Raw genomic sequence first — 19,062 nt, 5'->3', positions numbered from 1 at the left:
CAGGGGACCGAAGGCCAGAAGCTCATATTTACCGGGCGCGCCTGTTCCGATAGGGCGAGAGCCGCCGGCGAGGCGCTCGCGCGGCGAGATGATCCGCCCTCGACGCAAGACCCCGCGAAGACATGCTCATCCGAGCGACAGGCCTCGACACAGCCGCCGATGACACCCGTCTGGCGGAGCAAGCGCTGTGTGCGGCGACGTGAGAGCGGTGCATTGAAGACTCTCTATGGCCTGTATCACAGCTGGGCGGGTTCCGCCGGAGCGCGTTCGACCCGCAACCCGCTGATCCGGCTCGCGGCCAGCGGCGGCCTCCCGCCGGCGAACGATCTCGCGTCGGCGGCAGAGCAGATCGTAGCGCTAGAGCCGTATGTTGATCTGGGCTTCTACGCGAGCTGGTATGGCATCACGGTCGATCCGGTGCGCGATTACCTCACGGTCGGCTGGCGCGAGGGCCGGGATCCGCGACCGGATTTTTGCACCGCCGACTACCTCGCCGCGCGGCCCTATCTCGCCCGGGCCGGGATCAACCCGTTCCTGCACTGGGTGACGGCACAGCGCGCCAAGGGCGGCACCCTGCCCAGGCCCGATACCAGGCAGGCCGAGCGCCTGGCCCGCCGTCTCGTGGACGGCGCGTTCTATCTCGCCCACAACCCGGACCTGCAGGCGGCCGGCGTCGATCCGGCAGCCCATTACATGGCTTCCGGCTGGCGCGAGGGCCGCGAGCCGTCGCCCCGCTTCGATACCCTGGCCTATTGCCTGACCCGGGGCATCTCCTACGCGACCCAGAACCCCCTGGTGCACTACGTCTTGTATGGCGGCCCGGCCCGGCCCGACCCGGAGGATCTTGTCACGCTTCAGGCCAAGACGCTCGCACCGTATTTCGACGCCGCCTACTATCAGGAAGGATTGGACGAGCGGGAAGCCCAGGACCTCTCCGAGGCCTCCGACGCGAAGCTGCTGCGAAGCTATGTCCAGGGCGGCTGGCGGGCGATGCGCAGCAGCCCGCGCCAGGATTTCGACCCGGTCGGCTTCGTGCAGGCGCGGGCCGGCAGCCAGGCAGTAATCGGCGATCCGTTCTTCCGTTATGTCGCCGAGACGCTGCTCTCCGGCGGCACGCCGTTCTCGAGCGAGGACCAGCCAAAGTTTCCTGCGGTGGACGAGGCTTGGTACCGCGCGACCTACCCGGACGCGCGGGGCTTGCCCCCGTACGTGCATTTCTCGCGAGCCGGCTGGCGGGAGTTGCGCGATCCGGACCCGCGCCATTCGACACTCGACGCGCTACTGCACGTCTGCGGCTTGCGCCCGGCGCGCCCGCCCGTGGAGGATACAGGCTGGCTCGGCGCGATCAGCCGTATGTCCCTGGACCGCTTGGCGTCCCTGGACCTTCAGGCTGAGCTGGCGGCGCTCCATTTCGACCACGCCTTCTACCGGCAGCGCTACGGCCTGGCGAAGGACGCGGACGCCGTCCGCGACTATTGTACCACCGGCTGGCGCCGGGGCCGCAACCCGCGCCCCGACTTCAACAGCTGGGCCTACCGCGCCCATCGCCCCTACGTGGAAGCGACGGGGATCGCTCCCTTCATCCACCATCTGGCCACCGCGCTGCTGCGTGGCACCGATCTCTCGGGTGACGCCTTCGATCCGGGCTACGGCACGCCGCCCGCGGAAGAGGATGCGGACCTCCTGGAGCAGGCCCGGCTGATCGAGCCGTACTTCGACGCAGCCTGGTACCTGAAGCGCTACCCCGACACGCGCGGCTTCGAGAACGGCCCGGCCATCCACTTCCTGTCCCACGGCCAGGAGGAGGATCGCGATCCGAGCAAGACCTTCTCGACCCGCTTCTATCGCCGGGCCTACGGCCACCTGTTCGCACCGGGCGAATCACCATTCCTGCACTACGTCCGCACCGGCCGCGCCGCCGGGCTGATGGGCTGCCCCGAGGATCTCGGCAGCTGGCCGCCCATGGAGGCCCCCGAACCGCGGGACTGGGACGACCTGCCCCGCGCCCTGACCCTCGCCCAGGCCCGGGTCGTCGTGATCATGCCAGTCTACAAGGGCCGCGGCGAGACCCTGCGCGCCATCCACGCCTGCCTCGCCGCCCCGCAAAAGACCCCGTTCACCCTGCTTGCGGTCAACGACCGGTCCCCCGACCCGCAGCTCACAGCCGACCTCGCCGAGCTGGCCGGCCGCGGCCTGTTCCACCTGGTCGAAAACCAAAACAACCTCGGCTTCGTCCGCTCGGTCAACCGCGGCCTGTCCCTGCGCCAGGGCAAGGCCGTGGTCCTGCTCAACTCCGACGCTCAGGTGTTCGGCGACTGGCTCGACCGGCTCGTCGCCCATGCCGAGACCGCCGAGGCGGACGGCCGCCCCCCCGTGGGCAGCGTCACGCCCCTGTCGAACAACGCCACGATCTGCAGCTACCCGCGCTTCAACGCCAACAACACCATGGCGCTGGAGATCCCCCGGCCCGAGCTCGACCAGGCCGCCAAGGACCTCAACCGCAGCCGCTCCGTCGAGGTCCCCACCGGCGTCGGCTTCTGCATGTACATGACCGCCCAGGCGCTCGACGCGGTCGGCACGCTGGACGAGATCGCCTTCGGCAAGGGCTACGGCGAGGAGAACGACTGGTGCATGCGCGCCCGCAAGGCCGGGTTCTCCAACCTGCTGGCCGAGGACGTGTACGTCTACCATGCCGGCCAGATCTCGTTCGGGCTCGACCCGGGCGGCGAGTACGACCAGGGCCAGGCGGCGCTGCTGGCCAAGCACCCGGACTACCCGGCGCTCGTCGGCCAGTTCGTCCAGGCCGATCCCGGCCGGCGGGGCCGGGCGCGGCTCGACCTGTACCGGCTCGCCCGGCACTTCCACGGCCGGGCTGTGCTGTTCGTGACCCATAGCTGGGGCGGGGGCATCCAGCGGCACATCGACGACATGATCGCCCGGCTCAAGGCCGAGGGCACGGCAGTGGTGCTGCTCTCGGTCGACCGGGCCCGGAACATCCAGGTCAACGTCTCATACCGCAGCCGGGAGTTCGTGTACCTGCCGAGCCTGGACAGCCTGTACCTGCCCCGTGATGCCGACGAGCTCGCTGCCTTCGTCGAGCAGCTGGCGCCGCTGCTGATCCACGTGCACTCGCTGGCGGGGCTGCGCTGGAACGCGGCCCGCGCCCTGATGGACCTCGTATCCGGCGCGGGGCGGCCCTATGCCTGGACGCTGCACGACTTCTCGCCGGTGTGCCACCGCAACCACCTGGTGATGCCGGACGGGCGCTATTGCGGGCTGGCGCCGGTGTCTCTGTGCCGGGACTGCCTGGCCGCGGACGCGGACGGCTACGAGGAGCCGGATCCGGAGGAGCGCCGGGCAACGTTCGGGCGGTTCCTGGCCGGGGCGGCGCGGGTGTTCGCGCCGTCGGCCGACACGGCGGCGCGGATCGAGGCGGTGTATCCGGATCTGGCGATCACGGTGCGGCCGCATGTCGAGCACGACCGGAGCGTGCGATCCACCGCCCTGCGGCGCCCGGGCCGCCTGCGCAGGGTCGCGGTGCTGAGTGGAATCAGCATGCCCGAAGGCGGCCTGCTGCTTCAGGCTCTGGCGGCTGACGCTTGCACTCGAGACCTGGCGCTGCGCTTTGCAATCGTCGGCTTCTCCGACCCGGCGCTCAAGGACGGTCTGGAGCGGGCCGGCGTCACCGAGACGGGCCGCTACTCCACCGACGATCCGACGCTCGACCGGGTCGCGCGGGCGGCTCTCCAGATCGCCGAGACCGGCCAGCGCTGGGAGGACGAGGAGATCCTCGACCTCCTGCCGATGGCATCCGCCGACCTGATCCTACTGCCAGCGATCTGGCCGGAAACCTACGCGTACACCCTGACGCAAGGACTGCAGACCGGCCTGCCGGTGGTCACCTTCGATCTCGGCGCTCAGGGCGACCGGCTGCGGACCTACCCGAACGGCCACGTCCTGCCCTACGCCCTGACGAATGACCCAGCCGCCTTAAACGACCGGCTGCTGGCACTCGACATCTCGACCGGCCGGGAGCCCTCGGTGCCGATCCAGGCGGCCGAGTACGACGATCTCATGCGCGACTACTACGCCTTGACGGCGTAAGGCCGGCCATCCCACGCATCCGGTCAACGCACTTTAGCCCAGTTTTTCATCGAAGCAGGCAGCGAAACGCAGAAGGCCAACCCGATGTCCGCTCTCCCGACGGCTCAGACGCAGAAGAGCCCGGCCGAGTCCTACCTGCACGTCCTGCACGCGCTGATCCTGCGCGACATGCGCACGCGCTTCGGCGCGTCGATCTGGGGCTACGGCGTGGTGGTGCTCTGGCCCTGCGTGCACGTATTCATGCTGATCGCGATCTACACCTTCCAGAAGCTCGCAGCGCCCCTCGGCGACAACCGAGCTCTGTTCTTCGCCACGGGTGCGGTACCGGTGCTGGTGTTTCAATACATCTCCCGCGAAGTCATGAAATCCGTCATCATGAACCGGCCGCTGACCTACTACCCGCAGGTCAAGCTGTTCGATCTGATTTTCTCCCGCATCCTCGTCGAGATCGTGACCGGGTTTCTAGCCCTTTTGGTCGTCAGTTCAGTCCTGATTGTCATCGGCACCAACCCGATCCCAGCCGATCCGCTTACTGCTGTCAGCGGCTACGTAGCCGCCATCATCCTCGGTGTCGGGATCGGCACGATCAACGTCGCGATCATCGGGTTCTTCCCGGGATGGCTGATCGGCTATGCGCTGTTCAGCATTATCCTGTATGTATCTAGTGGCGTGATGTTCTTGCCGAGCTATATGCCGGAGAAAGTCTATTATTGGATGAAATTTAATCCTGCAATGCAGCTGGCTGAGTGGGTACGATCTGCCTACTACCCATACGCAGGAATCAACGTTGACCACATGTACGTACTCATGTTTGGATTGACTTCTGCTGCAATCGGCCTGTTCCTGATAAAGCACGTTGTCAGCAAGCTTACCGCGTAGGCAGTTGCTCTGGAAAAGCTGTTCAACAGTTTTTCCAGACTCGGCGGCTTGCGTTGGCAGCCTATTGGTGGGGCAGGAGCAGACCGCGGTGTGTCAGTGAACTACGAGCTGGATCCAAAACGAGGGTCCGACTCTGGCGTTGCTCTCGGTCAATTGGGCCCACAGCCTACAGGTCCACTTCTCGTATTCGCCACTGTACTCACCGTCCACTCGCGGCCAATGATGGAGACGAGCCAACGCCTCGATCCGATCGACGTTTCAGCTGCAGTGCCCGGCGAGTTCTTCCGCGGCGGACCAACTCCTTGGCAGGCGTAGACGCACGCATGGTCTGTTCCGGACTCAGTGCAAATAACCTGCGGTGCGCAAATCTCGCTCCACCACCTCGGCGACCCCTACCATCGGATCATCGTTTGCGGGTTCCAGCGGCCAGACGGTTGGCATCCGAGCAATCTGCGCGTTGAAGAAAGCCTGCGCGGCAGCCACAGCATCAAGCGTGGTATCCGTGCTGGCTGTTCGCCGCTTCGGCACCAGGGCCGATCGCATCCAGTTCAACATTCGCGTCTCCTAAGCTTAGCCATAACGTGGCAGTGAGCGGTCGTGTTCCTGAAAGGGCAGTTCCCCCATGATCCTGCAGCACCTCTTGCTGCGGGCAGCCCTCGTCGGGAAGCGAGCTCAACGCAGATTGCCGACCCGTCGGAGCTTCCATTTCTCTATTCCAAAGTACCTACGCCATCGCAGCTTCGTTGGCGATTTGGAGTGAATCGGGGGCTTCCATATCCCCCGGCGGGGCGGAGAAGACGGCGCGGACCGCTGCAGGTCTACTGTTACCCTGGGTGCGATCACGCGCCTATAAGCCGTTTGGCGTTGTGAGGGAGCGCATTTCCCGGCATCATTTCCAGGACGGCGCAGAACAGCGCCAGGGTTGATGGAAACGTCGTGAGCAGCTTGAAATTTGGCACCAGCGGCTTGCGGGGCCTCGTAACGGACCTCGTGGGCTGGCCGAGCTACGCATACGCCCGCGCGTTCTTTCGATCCGTCTCAAAGGACGAGGGCCGCCAGGTCGTGATCGGCCGGGACCTGCGTAACAGCAGCCCGGGTATCGCCGCGACGGTGGCGAGCGCTGCGGCGGCTTCGGGCTTCGAAGCGATCGATTGCGGGACCCTACCGACCCCGGCCCTCGCGCTCGAGGCGACGCGGCGCGGGGCCTATGCCGTCATGGTCACCGGCAGTCACATCCCCGAGGACCGCAACGGCCTGAAATTCTATCGGCCCGATGGTGAGATCACCAAGGACGACGAGGCTGCCATCCTGGCAGCCCTAGGGGATGTCACAGCCGTCGGCCAGATGCCCGCCTCGCCCCCCGCTACCTTAGAACCTGGTGCCATCGCGCGCTACCATCGGCGCTACAGCGACGCCTTCGCGCCGGAGATCCTGAAGGGCCTACGCATCGCGGTCTACCAGCAGAGCTCGGTCGCGCGTGACCTGCTAACCGATCTGCTCGCAAGCTTTGGGGCGAGCGTTACGCCGATCGGCCGGTCGGAGACGTTCGTGCCGATCGATACCGAGGCGCATCGGCCCGAAGATATCGCGTTCATCGCTGAGGTCATGGCATCCGGTGGCTTCGACGCACTCGTGACAACGGATGGCGACGCAGACCGGCCCCTAGTGGCCGATGGCGCCGGGGGGATCGTGCGCGGGGACGTGCTCGGGCTGATCACTGCGCGCTACCTCGGCGCCGATACGGTTGTTGTCCCGGTGACGGCCGGTTCGGCGCTGGAGCAATCCGGTGGCTTCGGCCGAGTCATGCGCACCAAGGTCGGCTCCCCATTCGTCATCGCCGGCATGGAGCAGGCACAGCGAGCCGGGGCGCGGGCCGTTGTGGGGTTCGAGGCGAATGGCGGCTTCCTGCTCGGATCGGATGTCGTCCTCGGGGATAAGACTATGCCCGCTCTGCCGACGCGGGACGCGATGCTGCCTATCCTGGCCACGCTCGCTGCAGCGCGCGCGGCCGGTACGTCGCTGGCCGATCTCGTGACTTCCCTCAATGCGGGGGAGATGGCGAGCGACCGGCTTCCGAACACGCCCTCGGAGCGAAGCGGCGCCTTTCTCGAGCACCTCCGCGACGAGGCCTTCCGAGGCGAATTCCTCCAGCCGATCGGTTCGCCGCAATCGGTCGATGAGCAGGACGGGATCCGGATCGGGCTCGACGGCGGCCGGTCAATTCATTTCCGAGCCTCGGGCAACGCTCCGGAACTGCGGTGCTATGCGGAGGCCAAGACGGCGCAGGACGCCCAAGACCTCGTTCGCTGGGGGCTGACGGCTGCAGCGGCCGCCATGACGGAACGGGCCGGACGATCGCAACGGCCATGATAGCCAAGGCTGCGTCACGATAGATTCCCGCATCCCGGCCCGATACCGCTCCGGGCCTCAAAGGCTGCCGTATGATAAAGTCCCCCGTCCACGACATCGACACCCAATACATTCGTCGGATTCAGCAGCAGCAGATCGAACTGGCGCTCATCAAGGCTGAGCGCGACACGGCCGTGCGGGACCGCAATCTGGCACGGGCCCATTCTGAGGCCATGACCAAACTGGTCGATGCCGTGCTGGGGAGCCTGCGGCCCTACGGGTTCAGCCGCAAGCGATTCGTGTTCGCGATTCGCAAGGCGGCACGCGCCATCCCGGATCGCGAGCCCGATTCGCTCCAACACGCCGTCCTGTTCGACGGCTCGAACCGGGTTCTGGGGGGGCAGCCTTCCGGAAGCCTCCGGCGCTGAGCGCGGACCGTCCGAACACGTCTCTGTATCGATCCCAGTCAGAAAGTGGAACACAGGGCCATGGATATCGAGCTCCTGACGGTGTTCAACGCCTTGATCAATCTCAGGAACAATCTGGCCAAGGATCCCCATCTCCTCAGCTCCGAGACAGAGTTCCTGGCCTTCGCTACGAAGATGGCTCCGTATTCCAACGCCCAGCTCCTCCAGGATCTGTGGGTTCTGTACGAGCTGAAGGAGAAGCGGAACGGCTATTTCGTCGAGTTCGGCGCCTGCGACGGCGTCAGCCTGAGCAACACGCTCCTGCTGGAGAAGACCTTCGGCTGGCAGGGCGCCCTCGCGGAGCCCGCCCGAGCCTGGCACGCGGCGCTCTACGGCAACCGGAACTGCTATATCACTGACAAATGCGTCTATAAGACCGACGGGGTCGAGGTACTGTTCAACGAGGTAGAAATCGGCGAGTTGTCAGGCATGAACGACTTGGTAACAGGCGATTTCCACGCCCAGTTTCGCCAGGAGGGCCTGCAATACCCGGTTCAGACGATCTCGCTGGAGCGGTTTCTTTCGGAGGCCCGCGCCCCCAAGCGGATCGACTATATGAGCATCGATGTGGAAGGTGGTGAGTTTGACGTACTGCAAAGCTTCGACTTTACGCGTCACGACATCGCCCTGATCAGCGTCGAGCACAATTTTTCGGACAGCCGCGAGAAAATCTTCAAGCTATTGACAGATTTAGGATACCGCCGCCGGTTCCGGCAGCTCTCGATGTTCGACGACTGGTACGCACGCCCAGATCTCATCGCCGCGCATGCTTGACGGAGCCCGCTGTCATGTCCGAACACACCGCAATCGACATCCTCGATTCGATGTTCGACCTGTTCAAGCAGATGGGCAGCGGTATCGCGCTCGATCTGCAATGGCTTGAGATCTCACGGCGTCTCCAGCAGGTGCGCGCGGAAGCTGTCTGGTCGGCCGACCTCGATTTCGTCGCCATAAAGCTGAAGGCGCACGCCGCTCATTACGCGGCGACCTATCAGCCTCATCTGGGCTCGGAATGGATTAGAGCCGCGAACGCCGGGAAACTTGATCGCGTAGTTGAGCAGTACTCAATCCTGCGCGCGCACTTGGAACAGCAGCGCGGCGGGATGTAACCTCGCCTACGGATTAAAGGCCGGCCATGCGAGGATGGGGAGTTTTTGGGTGCGCGAGGCAACATTGCCTCGCGCACCCTATGCCCTCGCGCAACTCGCCTTCCCCCCGTCGTGTTGTGGCTGGGACCACCGTCGATCGGGCCTTTGCATAAGCAGTCGCACTGGGTAACAGCGCTGCACGGGATCGAGATACTCAGGTTTGGTTTCGATGTGAGCGCGAAGGCGGGGCCGCTATCGCGCTGCCACGGTTGCGAGATCAGCGTCCGGCGGGAGGGCGATGAACGCACTAACCTGGCCCCCACTGTGCTTGTGCCGACAATCCTAGAATTCCGCGAGCCGTAGCACTTCGTTCCGAATGCGAAGCTCATTAGGACTGCATCATACCGATAGTCATGCGGCGATCGCGGGCGCAGAGTGCGCAGGAGCACTACCGGTCTTGCTTATCCAACCGTTCGCCTGTGTCCCGGCAGACAACCCCACCACCGATCAGCCGCTTGAACGGGCTGGCCTTGCCGCCCGGAAGCGAGCGGCGATGCGCATCCGTGATACCTGTGTGCCGGTCGCGCACTCGGCGTACCCGCGCGATCACTCCGACGTCGACCACCGTCTTGGCCGCATGACAGGGCCTGCATAGCACTTGACAGTTTTCGAGCGACGCATCCTCCGTCAATGCTGCGGGCACGATGTGGTCATAGTGGAACCGCCCGACTTGCAGGGTACACGGGCAGTGGCTGCCGTCGGTCAGCACACCCTCGCACCGCCCCATCGCTCGGGCGAGGGCCGCGCGCAGCACCGCCTTGCTGAATTCCCGGCGGGGCATCACACCCCTCCCGCGCCGACGGTCGCGATCAGCCCACCCAGGTCTGCCGCGATCGCCGCGCGTTCAGGTCCGGTTTCAGCCAACCGATAGGCGTGCAGCTCACACGCCCCGCGTGTCGCGCAGGCGGCGAGCCACCCGAGAAAGCCTGGATCACAGGCTTGGCAGACGCGAACAGCGACAATCGAAGCCTGTCCCTGCTCGTTGCGGCGTACTGCCAAGACGATCGCAGGATCTTCAGCGACGAGATCAACGGTGTCGAGCGGCTGGACCACGACGACATAGCGTCGGCCCGAGTGCCCCCGCCAAGCGCTCATGGCGAGGACAGGCGCGCCACGGAAGCCCGCGCTCGTGCGTAAGCGCTCCTCACGGATCGTCGAGCGTGCCGCTCGGTCGGACTTTAGCTCGCGCAGTGCGGCTGCCCAGGAGATGCTGCGGTTTGACATGGCCGCCCTCACGCCGAGAAGGAGGAGGGCGGTGCCGAGTACCGGTTCGCTACCCAGCAGCAGCGCGGCCTCAGGGTTCGGCAACCGAGCGGTGGTACGGGGAGGGGACGGGGGAAATCGGGGATATGCATGGCACTCATCGAGTTCGCGGCGGGATCGGCCCCGCCACTGCCCCGACCCCGCACGCGGCCCAGGAGGCCGGCAGGGTAATGCCATCCATTGAATGTCTCGGCCCGGTCGCGGACAGCGTACCTCAGTCGGCCGGAATGATGGCACTCATGTCGGTCACCATTCTGCCGTTGAGCTACAGGGTGCCATACCGGTCATCCGTCTCCTGGTGTGGAGCGGCAAGGAACAGGCGCGCTCAATCTAAGGCTCAGATCTGAATACGGCGAAGGTCTCAGCACTGTCCGATAGCGAGGCAGCGCCGGTTAGCCGCCCCCTTCGCGGGCAGCCAGATATGCATGACAGGCTGAGATTTCTCATGATGCTTTCTTATCCGGCGTCGTAGAGGCTGGCCGCTTCGTGGCACGATGAGTAGCGCTCCATTCGGCCGAGCAGTCCAGTCGAATATCGTCGCTACGATAAGGAATATTTCAGCGGCGATCTGATCGACCTTATCGACCCAAAATGCTCCGCACTCAAATCCTGCCTCTCACCGACACCGCTTGCTCAGCCGAGATGACCACCGTCAATCGATCAATTCCGATCCCCCCCAATCAAGCCAGGGCGCGACATCAGAGCTACAAGCCATGGCATGGGCACAACCCCCATTTCTCTGTCCACCCGCAGCGTTCCCGGGAGCCGGCCGCAGAATTCGCCAGCGTATTCTTGGACCGTCAGGGTCCGCCCATCGCCAGGTAGGGCCAACCTTCCTGCGTCCGGATGCAGGAAATGTCGGCGCCCCATTTCCGATCAGGCCCAGCTACCGTGAAGTCCTGATCGAGGCGGTTGCGCCCCACTGGGGAGGCGTGGCCGCTGTCCGTCGTTCGCCGGCAGCGGCGCGGTTGCGCGGGAACGACCAGGACCGCGAGGCTGAGGCACCCAAGACCGGGCTACCGGAAGTGGCGCTGGGCCACTAGCTCCGCGCTGGAGCGGGAAAGATGACGCAGTCTCTGCAGCCGAGATCGCCATACTGAGCGTTCTTGCAGGGAGATAATGAGGTTCCGGACAGTTCCGCAAAACATACGTAACAACCTTAATTTCAGTCCTCGAATCAGCTTTTGGTGAGCCAATCAGCGAGACAGGCTGTGGATTGCTCTGGTTAACCGTATTTTTGATTTGTATCCACAGTGATTATAACTTCTGATCTGAGGTTAGTAGAACTTGAAATGAGATGCCGCAATGAAATACGTAGGTATATGCTCAAGCTTTGCAATAGCGCTTAGTTTCTGCAGTCCCGCTTCGGCCGGGAATGGAAATGCTCTGGCCGGCGGGTGGAACGGCGAAATATCTGGAAGTGCGCTACGTTTGGCCCCTGCGACCGCACCGGTGACCCATGGCAGCCCATCCTCTGCACAAGCCTTTGTCAGTGGAAGCTCTGGCGGATCCCTCTTCGATTTTGGCTCTAGAGGCAGCTCAAGCCATAGCTCGGGGGGCGCGCCTTCACCTGAGGTCAACGCCATGCTCGGTTTGATGCTGGCCGGCAGCACTGTGGCCTTCTTGCGCCGCAGGAAGAGCGGCAAAGCCAAGTCGGCAGCCTGACGAGCCTGGCGTGGTCGGAGTTCTCACACGATGCGCGTCCGCCAGCCTGATCGGAAGAGCACGCGCGCTAACCTCGTTCCTTGCCGTCCACGCCGCCAGTTGGTCTCTTCTGGTGTTCTCGGCCGGTACTGTCCTATCAGCCGTGCTGCAGCGGCACCTGCTCGAAGAGACACAAACCACCCAGCATCTGGTCGAGTTTAACGTCGGCGAGTCGTTCGGACTCGCAGCGATCCTGTCGCTGATGCTCTCTGACGCGCATGAGCGCCCGACGCTGGCCAGGTCCGATGTCGCCGTCCTGCTGCTCTCCGCGCTCACCTGGTTCGTGCCGGAGCAGCACGGCGTCTACCTCGCCATGACGCTTGCCGGAGCTTGGTTTCTCCTGAAGAGCCGCTCCGACCCGCGGATGGTTGGCATCGGCCAAATCTGGCTCGCCCTGTCCGTTTACGAGCTGTGGGGCAAGCTCCTCTTCAAGATCGCCTACCAAGCGATCGAGGTCGTCGAAGTGGGCCTGATCTACCAGGTCGGGCGCCTGTTCTACGGCGGTCTCGGGGTAAGCGGGGCGAGCCTGAGCGTCCGAAGCGATTGGTCGATCGTGATCCTCGAGGGGTGTTCGTCGTTCCACAACCTCTCGCTGACGGTGCTGATCTGGCTCTCGATCCTGAAGATCGCCGAGCAGCCGGCTCTTCGGGCGGCTTTCCGCGCGCTGGGGGTAAGCGCCTGCCTGGTCGTCGCGATCAACGTCTCGCGCCTTCTGCTAATGTTGCCGTCGCGCGAGGCCTTCATCTTCTGGCATGACGGTGCGGGATCGTCCCTGGTGGCGCTCGCCTCCGTGGTGGCGGCCATCGCCCCCATCCTGACTTGCGTGGAGGGGCGCACTTGCCAACCCAGTCCCCGAACCTGACACCCTGGGCACGCAGCGGCCTGGCCCTCTTGTGCCTTCTCCTGGCTGTCTCGGTCGGGGTGCGGATCTATGCATATCGGCAGCAGTCGGAGAGCGGCACGGCGGTCCGGGAAGCTGCCGACGCCCACGTGGATCTCGGCGAGGGCGTCCTATTGCCGCGCTCGGTCGCCCGGCATCGCAGCGTGCAGGTCAGCTCGTGCTGCGAGGCGGCGTCTGTCGACTTCGTGCAGGCCAGCCCCTACGGGTCCGACCCGTCGCTCGTGGGCGCACCTCGCCCTAACGATCACGTCTTCTACGTCTATCGCGGCTGGAACCTCGGCAGCCGCTTCGCCACGGCCAGCCTCAACGCGATCTACTTCACACGTCGGGCCTATGCCCGGCTGGCGATGCAGAAGACCCCCGCGACGGACGACATGGCCGTCAAGATCATCTTGCCAGCGGACTGCAATGCCTCACCCGACGACGTGCTGGCGGCGTTGAGGCGTGAGGCGCGTTCCTCGGATTGATCGGGCTCGGGCGATCGGCTTCTACGCCTCGCCCCACGCTGGCGCGCCACCGATGAGCCGGCGGCAACCCGGAGCGGCTGCGCCGAGACTGCGTCAACGGTGATCGCGAGAGAGCCCCCGCGCTGAGGCGGCCGCGGGAACGTCGTCGCGGCTGCCGATGCGGTGCTCATCGACCTGCTGGAACGTGCCTGACGCCGTATCCCTCAGGACCCGAAGCGCATGCCAGCGCGCTCTCGCGCATCATCCCTAGCGGCCAGAATCCCCATCAGTACGCGCGCAGGATGGGTATGCATGATCCGAACGTTTTTCGGCGCCCAGGCCCCCCGCAGGCAAAGAGCATAGATCCAGCGATCCCATAGATTTGTGTTGTGATTGCCGAGCGATCTTTGCCTTTCTCAAGCCCTAGCTATAAATTTTCTAGTCTTTTGAGCCTTTTCGTCGCTATTTATATCATAACTGCTTCTCCGATTATCCTGCTGAGGCTGTGTATGCTGCGCGACAGCCGGAGATGAAAACCACTAATCAGAAGCGAAATCAGCATCACAGTGCGCATTATATGCTCTAAGAGCCTCGTTGCCCCCCCTTGTTGACGCTGTGATGAAGCTGGAAACTGAGAATTTTTAAGCGACAAGAAAAAACCGCGCGAAATCACCAATAGCCGATGGGGCGCTGTGGCAGGTGAGAAGCTACGACCTGCGCTTCGCTGCGCCCAAGCTTTTACATCTCGCCAAGCGTCAACTCGCTACCAACGGGCGATTGTCGCCCTGCTGCAGGCCAAGGAATCGGATGCCATCGCCCAGGTGCGGGCTCTGGCGTGCTATTCTCGAACGGGCCTCGGGTCCGGCTTAGCGGTCCGCACGAACCGCTGGATCCCCCGCAGAGGACGCCCCGCTGTCTCGGCGATCTCAGCCTCATGGTGCTGGGTGAGATTGCGGGCCGACTGATCTCCAACCAGGCCGCCCAGGATCTCCACACGCGCCGGTTCGAGGCCGGGCTGCCATCCTCGGATACGACGTCGAACAGGACGGAGCCTCGCTCCTGCGGGAGTGACTTTATGCGCTCGGCCATGCCGGGCTGATATCCGTCCGATCCCACCCGGTCAGGTCACGTCATTGGCTGAACCAACAAACTGAATGGGCGCTGCAGCGGTTTGAGAGTGAACATCTCCATTACGATGACAGAGTGGTTTGAGGGCCAGGGGGGATTCACGGCCCGTGCTCTTGGACCGGACATCAGTGGCAATATCATGTGGCGGGCGCCAGTTTGTTGCTCAAGGCGACAATGCTTTCCGCCATCGGCGTGTTTGCACCTACGATTGAGGCGGCTGCCAAGCATCACGCGGCACGGATACTCGCTCCAATCGACTCCGCCCAAACTTCAACCGACTTGCATTTATCAGCTCATTATTGTCTTGCGGGCGAACACCGCGGCGGCAAATAAGACAGCAGATCCTGCGGTGACCAAGCTTATCATCAGAGCACGCCGGGGTTCCGTGGCAGAATTTGCCTTTACCGGCGCGGTGATCATATTAAAAAACTGAGGCTGCCGAGCGACCAAGATGCGTGCACGGTCATACGCCTTCCGAACCTCTTCGGCGTACTTGATCGCCCCCTTCCGTTCGTGTTCGAGAGCCTCGAACCGCGTCAGCGCGCTGGCGAGTTGACGCTTCTGGTTCGGATCCTGACCCGTGGCTTGCCGTTCGATCCGAGCGATGTTGTCGTCGAGATCTTTGATCTGCTGCTTGATATCGATGATCCGGCGGGATTCCGGGCCGAGATCTCGCTGGCCGATCGAGAGCTGAACGGCCAAGTTGATGCGGGCCCCTCGGAGCTCTGAAACGAGCTTCAAGTTGGCCTCGTTCGATTTTTCAGCGTCGAGCAGGCCTTCGCGGTTACGCAGATCAGTCTGAGCGATCTCAAGCTTGGCGACGCGATCCTGAGCGATCTTCAACTCGCGCGTGCTCTCGACCAAGGCGTCCTGACGCGCCGGCATGCTGAGGTTGCCCAGCATCTGCTCAGCGTCGTTCAGGATCGCTTGCGCGATCGCCAGCGACTCGTCTGGATCGAAGGCCTCCACCGTCAGCCCCATGATGCCCGAGGCCGACTCGACATCGATGGACACCCGCCGCTTCCAGTAGCGAAGGGCCTTCTCGATCGGCTTCTCGGGGTCGAGGCGGGACGCAAAATCGACGCTGTCACGGCCGAACCACTCGCGAATCGGCAGCTGCGCCTCGATCGCCTCCAGCATGGGTCGGCTCAGGACGTATTCCTGGGTGATGAGCGTGTCCTGGGCGACCGTCGAATTCACCACACCGGCATTCGTACCGACGGCATCAGGGGCCGCCTTATCGGCCGTACCAATCGAGGGGCGGATGGCAAATTTCACCTCGGTCACGTACCGATCAGAGGCGATGAGCCCATAATACAAAGCGCCAGCCAGCGTCGGCACCACGAAGCAGAGGGCGAACAGGATCAGGATCCAGGGGTCGCTTTTGACGTGACTCTGGTAGGACGTGACACCCTTCTTGCGGTCTCGGAAGTTCGGAACGTTTGGTAAGCTCCGCATGATCTTGGCGATCGCCTTCCCATTCGGAGAGGAGGCGATGGGCTGTCCGCTGACCTTCTGAGCTTCCATACTCATGGACCAATTCCTGGCGCTGGCGGACCGCGAGGTTTCGAGCCCTGACCGAAAATCGGCGGCTCAGTGCGGCTGCGTGCGTGGGCACTCCCATCGGTGCGCGGCAAAAGCATGTCGGTCCGAGCGCTGGCGGTCAGCTCCAATCGCGACGCTGCTGCAGATACCGGGGACGGCCAGAGGATGAACCGTCAAAATAGACAAACTATCCTGAATCTTGTGCACGGGCCGCATCTAGACAATCGCTCTTGCCGAACCCTCAATGGGTCCAGCCGACCGACCTAAGGACGCGAAGAGGTCACCACCTCAGAGCGAATCGCCCCTCAACGTGACGTTGAAGTAACACCCTTTATCACGGCTTCGTGTACAGAGGGGTTCGGCGATCGATCGAGGGACGAACAGTGAGTTCATCACCGGACGCGGGCCCAGACCGCAATCTGACCTGGCACACGCTGCAGCCGCGCGAGCTTCGCTGGCGCACGCTCGGTCAGAGGCCTGTCATCGCATGGCTGACCGGTCTTTCGGGCTCGGGAAAGTCGAGCATCGCCAATGCCGTCGACCGGAAACTCACCCAGGCAGGCCGTGCCACCATGGTGCTCGACGGGGACAACCTGCGGCATGGACTCAACAGAGATCTCGGATTTACAGCCTCCGATCGCATCGAAAATATCCGGCGCGCCGCCGAGGCCGCCAAGCTGATGGCGGAGGCGGGGGTCGTGACGATCGTCTCGCTGATCTCCCCGTTTCGCGAGGAACGTGCGGCAGCGCGAGTTGTCGCGGGCGACATCGCGTTTCTGGAGGTCTTCGTCGACACGCCTCTAGACATCTGCGAAGCGCGCGATCCGAAGGGCCTTTACGAACGGGCTCGGTCAGGCAAAATCCCACACTTCACAGGTATTTCAGCTCCCTATGAGGTACCCACCGAGGCCGATCTGACGCTCATAACTGCAGGACGTGGCATTGCCGCATCGGCACAGCCCTTGATCAAGACATTAATGCAGCTCAGCGCCCCGCAAACCAGTCAACCCAAACAGGCGCGGATCAGTATCGACAGCCGCTCATTTTCCGAGCTCCGCTGCTGATCGCAATCCCTAAATTTCAAACTCGAAAAATGACGAAACGGCTCATCATACATGTCGGCCCGCACAAAACTGGGACCACAGCCATACAGAAGATGTTGTACGCGACCTCTAGAAACAAAGATTCAAGCTTCATTTACCCTTTTACAGATCTAGATCGATTGGGCCAGCACGCTTTCGCCGACACCATATTAAATTCCGACCAAGCAGGCCTTAGAGATTTAATATCAGAACTGACTAATACTGATAAAATTTGCGTTCTTTCGAGCGAAGAATTCTGTTATCTTCCACTCAATGCCCTGGCTGAGTTCAAGTCATTCTTACACGACACCGATGTCAGCATCATTTACTACGCTCGCAACTGTTTAACGACATTGCATCCCTGGTGGCAAGAGCAAGTCAAACATGGAAGCTCTCAAACATTTTTGGAATTTATTCTAGGATGCCTAGCACATCCGGGCAGCATTCATCTGCTGGCCCCCGATGCAATGCTAAGCAATTGGGCAGGCGCTTTCGGTCGAGACGCGATCAAGATATATTTGTATGATGAAATTTCGGATGTAGCCACACAGTTTTCTGTAGATATCTTGAATTTTAGGCCGCCTCAAGACCACCCAACTGAAACAAATATATCTTACAATTATATAGCAACTGAAATGATGCGATTTTGGAACAGTCTCGGCACCCGTGGCGCTGAGCTCATACAACTCCCGATGTCTCATAAACTGCGCATAGACATCACAGAGAAATCACGGTCTTTTTCTAGCAAATTTAGCTTGAGTTATCGTATACCTAGTTTCGCTCTAATCGAAGAGACATTGCTCGCACGCTGGCGGGGCCAAATTGTGGGCGCGGTCGAACCTCATATTTTTAAGACGCGCGAATTTTCGTATCCATACGTGCATCCGGATTTCTGGCTGGTAAATTCTGATCTTGCCGAGCGCATGCGTACATTAGCTTTTGAAGAGTCGGTTGAACACGGATAGCAGCTGTCTAATTCTATCCTACCGGCTCTGCTGTGCTGCCGATCCTACCTTGGGTGGAGGACGCTCCCGATGCGGCGCCTCCCATTTCGAGGTCACATCGGCATGAAAACGCGCATAAGGTCGCGTCCCTTCACAAGGTTCGTCCGCAATTAAACGGATCGGCCTGACGGGTTACCGGACGAAGGCTGCGGGCGGTCCGTCTCAGTTCCATACCAACCTCATCGTCCCGTGTAGCCGAGCGCGAAGGCCGCTGTCCTCAGGCGAGTGAATGACGTGGTGTACCGCTCACGCAGGAAGGTGGCGTTCGGCAGGATCCGGGACGGGCACAGGTTGTCCTCGTTATCGGACATTTTGATCAAAATCGCCCCGAGGGTGCCGGCCTCGATCAGCTGCGAGATCCGCTCAGAGTAGGCCATTCGCTCCGACGGCTTTGTCAGGATCTGAACGGTTTCGATGACGTCCCGTGGGAACCCCGCCGCGTGCAAGTCTCCGGGTGTGCGTGGGGTATCTTCAAGAACATCGTGGAGCAGGGCGGCCTGCATCACCGCCATGGGCTCGATATCGAGGCCATCCACCAGCCGGGCATGACCAGCCCGGGTAAGCGCAGCGTTGGCGACACGCTCCAGGTGCCGCATGTACGGCTGACCACCCTTGTCGAGCTGGCCCGCGTGAGCGGTGAGCGCGAAGGTGTGGGCGTCATAGATCGTCGGCATGCAATCCCCTCGTCGAAGGCACCAGCACGATCGCAGTGTAGCTCATGCTGCGCTCACACACCGGTTGATTGGTCCTGAATGGTTGAGCTGCGGTGGTGTTCGTGGGGATCGTCTCGACCGAGTCGAGCTCGCCCGGCTGCCGTCTCGGAATCAACTTCGATTGAGGATGCGACGAGCACTGCCTGGATCGCTGCGTTCCCTCGCATTCGCGACGTGGCCCATTACCGCGAAGGGATCAAAGTCGGCTCAGACGGTGGTCACCCCATCCAGGATCGGAAGCCGGCAGTGCCTCGTACAGACTTTCACAAGACTTGCCGACCACAATGGTCCCTATACGGACGGCGGTGCGCCGGGTCAGCGCGCGATAT

Annotated in this window: 16 protein-coding genes and 2 pseudogenes; 10 read left to right on the top strand and 8 right to left on the bottom strand. The window is 62.7% G+C overall.

What is annotated here, in order from left to right:
• Window positions 1-213: 213 nt before the first annotated feature.
• Window positions 214-4,104 (top strand): glycosyltransferase, encoded by a 3,891-nt coding sequence (locus tag BM228_RS25745; protein ID WP_092045055.1) that lies wholly within the window; start codon window positions 214-216, stop codon window positions 4,102-4,104.
• Window positions 4,105-4,188: 84 nt separating this feature from the next.
• Window positions 4,189-4,983, top strand: coding sequence for an ABC transporter permease (locus BM228_RS25740; RefSeq protein ID WP_092045053.1), 795 nt, complete (start codon window positions 4,189-4,191; stop codon window positions 4,981-4,983).
• A gap of 339 nt (window positions 4,984-5,322) precedes the next feature.
• Here BM228_RS25740 and BM228_RS25735 read toward each other — a convergent pair whose 3' ends face one another.
• Complete coding sequence (locus BM228_RS25735; protein WP_092045052.1) at window positions 5,323-5,538, bottom strand: hypothetical protein; 216 nt, start codon at window positions 5,536-5,538, stop codon at window positions 5,323-5,325.
• Window positions 5,539-5,919: 381 nt separating this feature from the next.
• Between BM228_RS25735 and BM228_RS25730 the strand changes: the two genes are divergently transcribed.
• The 4 genes from BM228_RS25730 to BM228_RS25715 all read left to right on the top strand — a co-directional run bounded on the left by BM228_RS25730 (window position 5,920) and on the right by BM228_RS25715 (window position 8,908).
• On the top strand, window positions 5,920-7,353 hold the full coding sequence (locus BM228_RS25730; protein ID WP_092045050.1) for a phosphomannomutase: 1,434 nt from the start codon (window positions 5,920-5,922) through the stop codon (window positions 7,351-7,353).
• 71 nt (window positions 7,354-7,424) lie between these two features.
• Window positions 7,425-7,760 (top strand): hypothetical protein, encoded by a 336-nt coding sequence (locus BM228_RS25725; RefSeq protein ID WP_092045049.1) that lies wholly within the window; start codon window positions 7,425-7,427, stop codon window positions 7,758-7,760.
• A 60-nt stretch (window positions 7,761-7,820) separates the two neighbouring features.
• Window positions 7,821-8,573, top strand: a complete 753-nt coding sequence (locus BM228_RS25720; RefSeq protein ID WP_092045047.1) for an FkbM family methyltransferase — start codon at window positions 7,821-7,823, stop codon at window positions 8,571-8,573.
• A 14-nt stretch (window positions 8,574-8,587) separates the two neighbouring features.
• Window positions 8,588-8,908 carry a hypothetical protein gene (locus BM228_RS25715; RefSeq protein WP_092045046.1) on the top strand — a complete coding sequence of 107 codons (321 nt, stop codon included), beginning with the start codon at window positions 8,588-8,590 and terminating at the stop codon, window positions 8,906-8,908.
• Between the two features lie 427 nt (window positions 8,909-9,335).
• On the opposite strand, the gene BM228_RS25710 is transcribed toward BM228_RS25715, so the two are convergent.
• The 4 genes and pseudogenes from BM228_RS25710 to BM228_RS34065 form a co-directional block, all read right to left on the bottom strand.
• Complete coding sequence (locus BM228_RS25710) at window positions 9,336-9,728, bottom strand: HNH endonuclease (RefSeq protein ID WP_092045044.1); 393 nt, start codon at window positions 9,726-9,728, stop codon at window positions 9,336-9,338.
• Window positions 9,728-10,255: a hypothetical protein gene (locus tag BM228_RS25705; RefSeq protein WP_244537311.1), complete on the bottom strand. Its 528-nt coding sequence runs from the start codon at window positions 10,253-10,255 to the stop codon at window positions 9,728-9,730. The genes BM228_RS25710 and BM228_RS25705 overlap by 1 nt, the downstream gene beginning before the upstream one ends.
• A gap of 767 nt (window positions 10,256-11,022) precedes the next feature.
• Window positions 11,023-11,181 (bottom strand): annotated as a pseudogene (locus tag BM228_RS34070) (IS3 family transposase); the annotation flags it as partial.
• Window positions 11,182-11,487: 306 nt separating this feature from the next.
• Entirely contained in the window at window positions 11,488-11,862 is a 375-nt protein-coding gene (locus BM228_RS34065) for a hypothetical protein (protein ID WP_139234202.1), read from the bottom strand.
• A gap of 23 nt (window positions 11,863-11,885) precedes the next feature.
• Here BM228_RS34065 and BM228_RS25700 point away from each other — a divergent pair, with 23 nt between their 5' ends.
• Both BM228_RS25700 and BM228_RS25695 read left to right on the top strand, forming a co-directional pair.
• Window positions 11,886-12,776, top strand: a complete 891-nt coding sequence (locus BM228_RS25700) for a hypothetical protein (protein WP_092045043.1) — start codon at window positions 11,886-11,888, stop codon at window positions 12,774-12,776.
• A complete protein-coding gene (locus BM228_RS25695; RefSeq protein WP_139234201.1) occupies window positions 12,752-13,282 on the top strand; it encodes a hypothetical protein in 531 nt (176 codons plus the stop codon). The genes BM228_RS25700 and BM228_RS25695 overlap by 25 nt, the downstream gene beginning before the upstream one ends.
• A gap of 817 nt (window positions 13,283-14,099) precedes the next feature.
• Here BM228_RS25695 and BM228_RS35545 read toward each other — a convergent pair.
• Window positions 14,100-14,350 (bottom strand): annotated as a pseudogene (locus BM228_RS35545) (hypothetical protein).
• A gap of 327 nt (window positions 14,351-14,677) precedes the next feature.
• Complete coding sequence (locus BM228_RS25685) at window positions 14,678-15,922, bottom strand: KpsE/RkpR family capsule polysaccharide export protein (RefSeq protein ID WP_092045040.1); 1,245 nt, start codon at window positions 15,920-15,922, stop codon at window positions 14,678-14,680.
• Between the two features lie 395 nt (window positions 15,923-16,317).
• On the opposite strand from BM228_RS25685, the gene cysC reads away from it, so the two are divergent.
• The gene (cysC, locus tag BM228_RS25680) at window positions 16,318-16,998 is read left to right on the top strand and encodes an adenylyl-sulfate kinase (protein ID WP_092045038.1); all 681 of its coding nucleotides are present in this window, start codon (window positions 16,318-16,320) and stop codon (window positions 16,996-16,998) included.
• Between the two features lie 158 nt (window positions 16,999-17,156).
• The gene (locus BM228_RS34060; RefSeq protein WP_139234200.1) at window positions 17,157-17,981 is read left to right on the top strand and encodes a hypothetical protein; all 825 of its coding nucleotides are present in this window, start codon (window positions 17,157-17,159) and stop codon (window positions 17,979-17,981) included.
• A gap of 218 nt (window positions 17,982-18,199) precedes the next feature.
• On the opposite strand, the gene BM228_RS25675 is transcribed toward BM228_RS34060, so the two are convergent.
• Window positions 18,200-18,694 carry an HD domain-containing protein gene (locus BM228_RS25675; protein WP_092045037.1) on the bottom strand — a complete coding sequence of 165 codons (495 nt, stop codon included), beginning with the start codon at window positions 18,692-18,694 and terminating at the stop codon, window positions 18,200-18,202.
• Window positions 18,695-19,062: the final 368 nt, after the last annotated feature.

The organism is Methylobacterium pseudosasicola, from assembly GCF_900114535.1.
Classification (GTDB): domain Bacteria; phylum Pseudomonadota; class Alphaproteobacteria; order Rhizobiales; family Beijerinckiaceae; genus Methylobacterium; species Methylobacterium pseudosasicola.
Note: the sequence above shows the minus strand (reverse complement) of the source record. Positions and strands in the feature narration are given on the sequence as shown.

Bases quoted from the DNA above. Each gene is read 5' to 3' on its own strand.
- BM228_RS25725 (WP_092045049.1), top strand. From the start codon at position 7,425: ATGATAAAGTCCCCCGTCCACGACATCGACACCCAATACATTCGTCGG.
- BM228_RS25735 (WP_092045052.1), bottom strand. From the start codon at position 5,538: ATGTTGAACTGGATGCGATCGGCCCTGGTGCCGAAGCGGCGAACAGCC.
- BM228_RS25675 (WP_092045037.1), bottom strand. From the start codon at position 18,694: ATGCCGACGATCTATGACGCCCACACCTTCGCGCTCACCGCTCACGCG.
- BM228_RS25720 (WP_092045047.1), top strand. From the start codon at position 7,821: ATGGATATCGAGCTCCTGACGGTGTTCAACGCCTTGATCAATCTCAGG.
- BM228_RS25740 (WP_092045053.1), top strand. From the start codon at position 4,189: ATGTCCGCTCTCCCGACGGCTCAGACGCAGAAGAGCCCGGCCGAGTCC.
- BM228_RS25710 (WP_092045044.1), bottom strand. From the start codon at position 9,728: ATGCCCCGCCGGGAATTCAGCAAGGCGGTGCTGCGCGCGGCCCTCGCC.
- BM228_RS25715 (WP_092045046.1), top strand. From the start codon at position 8,588: ATGTCCGAACACACCGCAATCGACATCCTCGATTCGATGTTCGACCTG.
- BM228_RS25685 (WP_092045040.1), bottom strand. From the start codon at position 15,922: ATGAGTATGGAAGCTCAGAAGGTCAGCGGACAGCCCATCGCCTCCTCT.